Source organism: Thiohalocapsa sp. (genome assembly GCF_019695415.1).
Lineage (GTDB): Bacteria > Pseudomonadota > Gammaproteobacteria > Chromatiales > Chromatiaceae > Thiohalocapsa.
Window position 1 is genome coordinate 1 of record NZ_JAIFKJ010000397.1, and the last position, 2,955, is coordinate 2,955.

A 2,955-nucleotide genomic window follows, 5' to 3' on the forward strand; every position below is an offset into this window, starting at 1 on the left:
GGGGTCCCGGCGGGCGCGGCGCGCTTGCCGGTGTGGCGGGTGGGTGGTGGGCTGCTCTTGGCGGTGCGCGTGCTGCCGCGTGTCGCCGCCGCGGCCGGACGGCCCGCAAACGTCCTGGGCTGGGGCGGCACGGCGCCGGCCCCGACCGTCAGCGCCACGCTCGCGCTTGCAGCCATGGTGCCCGGCCGCCGCGGCTGGCTGCTGCTGCCGGTGCCGCTGCTCTGGTGCGCCGCGTCTGCGACCATGCTGGCCGTCTTCGGCGACCCGCTGTGGTGGCTGCCGCTGGCCGCGGTCCCGATCGCGGCGCTTGCCTTCGCCCGCCAAAAACTCGGGGACGGTATATAGAATTCCCGCCGTGCGCGCCGCCCCGTGATCGTCGAGCTTCGACCCCGCAATTGCCGCGGGTTTCCGCCTGCGCTACCGTCCGCCTCCATAACGAAAGGCGCAAGGCATCGTGCGCGCAGACATCGCAGCAACCACTGAACAGCGGAGGGGACATGCAGGGTCATTCTGTGACGGGGACCGGGCCGCGCACGGGCACTTGGAAGCTGGCTCACGCGCGCTCGCTGGCAGACCCGGCGGGCTTCTGGGCCGAAGCGGCAGCGGCAGTCGACTGGACCCGGCCTTGGGAACGGGTCTTGGATGACAGCGCGGCGCCGTTCTATCGCTGGTTCGCCGGGGCCGAGCTCAATACTTGCCACAACGCCGTGGACCGGCATGTGGCGCGGGGACGGGGCGAGCAGCCCGCCATCATCCACGACAGCCCGGTGACGGGCAGCATCACCAGCATCAGCTACGGCGCATTGCTGGACCGCGTCGCGCGCGTCGCCGGTGCGCTGCGGGATCTTGGGGTCGGTAAGGGCGACAGGGTCATCGTTTATATGCCCATGGTGCCTGAAGCCGCCATAGCGATGCTCGCTTGCGCGCGTATCGGTGCCGTGCATTCGGTGGTGTTTGGAGGCTTCTCCGCCCGCGAGCTTGCCACACGCATTGATGATGCGAAGCCCAAGGTGTTAGTCGCGGGCTCCTGCGGCATTGAGCCGAACCGCGTCGTGGCCTATAAGCCGCTGCTGGACGAGGCTATCGCACAAGCCCACCACAAGCCCCAGTATTGCGTCATCCTCCAGCGCGAGCAGCAGCGCGCGGAGCTGAGTCCCGGCCGCGATTTGGACTGGGCGGAGCTGGAGGCCGCTGCCGAGCCTGCGGACTGCGTGCCGGTGGCAGCGACGGACCCGCTCTACATCCTCTACACCTCCGGCACCACCGGGCAGCCCAAGGGCGTGGTGCGCGACAACGGCGGTCATGCCGTGGCCATGACCTGGTCCATGCGCCATGTCTATGGCATGGAGCCCGGCGAGGTGTTCTGGTCGGCGTCCGACGTCGGCTGGGTTGTCGGCCATTCCTATATCGTCTACGCGCCGCTGCTGCACGGCTCCACCACGGTGATGTACGAAGGCAAGCCCGTGGGCACGCCGGATGCCGGTGCCTTTTGGCGCGTCATCCAGCAGCACAAGGTGGCCGTGCTGTTCACAGCACCGACGGCGTTCCGTGCCATCAAGCGGGATGATCCGGAAGGGACGCATGTTGCGCGATATGACACCTCGAGCCTGCGGGCGCTTTTCCTGGCCGGCGAGCGTTGTGACCCAAATACACTGGACTGGGCCGGCGAGATCCTCGGCGTGCCGGTGGTGGACCATTGGTGGCAGACCGAGACGGGCTGGGCGATCGCGGCCAACTGCTTAGGCTTGGAGCGGCTCCCCATCAAGCCCGGCTCGCCGACGAAGCCCGTGCCAGGCTATGACGTGCAAGTGCTGTGCGACGATGGCGAGCCGGTGGCGCCCGGTGCCATCGGGCGGATCATGATCAGGCTGCCGCTGCCGCCGGGCTGCCTGCCGACGCTGTGGGGCAATGACGAGCGTTTCCGCGCGTCGTACCTCGCAGCCGAGCCCGGCTACTACCTGAGCGGCGATGCCGGATATTTCGACGACCAGGGCTACCTCTATGTGATGAGCCGTATCGATGACATCATCAACGTCGCCGGCCATAGGCTCTCCACCGGTGGGATGGAGGCGGTGCTTGCCGGCCATCCGGACGTTGCCGAGTGCGCGGTCATTGGTGTTGCGGATCAGCTGAAGGGCGAGCTGCCGCTGGGACTGGTGGTGCTCAAGGCCGGCGTCAGCCGCCCCGACGCCGACATCACGCGTGAGCTGGTGGCCAAGGTGCGGGACGAGATCGGCCCAGTCGCCGCCTTTAAGACCGTACTGGTGGTGCCCCGGCTGCCGAAGACCCGCTCCGGGAAGATCCTGCGCGGCACCATGAAGCACATCGCCGAGGGCACCGAATACCGCATGCCGGCGACCATCGACGATCCCGCGATTCTGGAGGAGATCCAAGCGGCGTTTGCTGACGCCGGGTATGCACAGACCCGATAGGATGCTGATCCATGAGGCGCTGGACCAGCGGTTCCCGCCGCCGAACGGCGCTTTTCGTCAGTGGCCCACAGCCTCTAAATTGCGGCGGCGGAATTGCCCGCATCACAGTTGCAGAGCAAAGACGATGAAGACCTCCAAAAGCGTGGTCTTGATGAGCGGTCTGTTCGCCGCTGGCGCGGCCCTCGCGGCGACGGAGCCGGTTCCCTGGCCGGCCGGCGCACTGGATAAGCAGGATCCGAGGGTCCTCGCGTTCTACGAAGATCAATGCAGCCGCTGGGCCGATGGGCAGGGACTCAAGGAGCAGGAGCGCAGCGCCTACCTCGAGCGGTGTCGTGTGAACGTCGCGAAGGTCTACCCTGTGGGATACGACGAAAGCGATGACGGCGGCGAGTAAGTGCCGCCGGTGCGGTGCCCGGCCTCGGGACCGGGCGCCGATCCAACGGCTTGTTGGGGTGCCGTGAGGCTCGGCTAAGGAGATGCTGATTTATTGGGCATCCTGCCCAAACATCAGACGGAGCCGGGC

The 2,955-nt window shown here is 67.5% G+C and carries 2 protein-coding genes and 1 pseudogene; all 3 read left to right on the plus strand.

The window, feature by feature from the left end; translation table 11 throughout:
• Positions 1–345 (plus strand): annotated as a pseudogene (locus tag I6U14_RS11345) (hypothetical protein); the annotation flags it as partial.
• Between the two features lie 152 nt (positions 346–497).
• Positions 498–2,432, plus strand: a complete 1,935-nt coding sequence (locus tag I6U14_RS11350) for a propionyl-CoA synthetase (protein WP_296899399.1) — start codon at positions 498–500, stop codon at positions 2,430–2,432.
• 124 nt (positions 2,433–2,556) lie between these two features.
• Positions 2,557–2,826 carry a hypothetical protein gene (locus tag I6U14_RS11355; RefSeq protein WP_296899400.1) on the plus strand — a complete coding sequence of 90 codons (270 nt, stop codon included), beginning with the start codon at positions 2,557–2,559 and terminating at the stop codon, positions 2,824–2,826.
• Positions 2,827–2,955 lie beyond the last annotated feature (129 nt).

What these genes read in the sequence shown, in the direction of transcription:
- I6U14_RS11350 (WP_296899399.1), top strand. Translation starts at nt 498, where the DNA reads ATGCAGGGTCATTCTGTGACGGGGACCGGGCCGCGCACGGGCACTTGG.
- I6U14_RS11355 (WP_296899400.1), top strand. Translation starts at nt 2,557, where the DNA reads ATGAAGACCTCCAAAAGCGTGGTCTTGATGAGCGGTCTGTTCGCCGCT.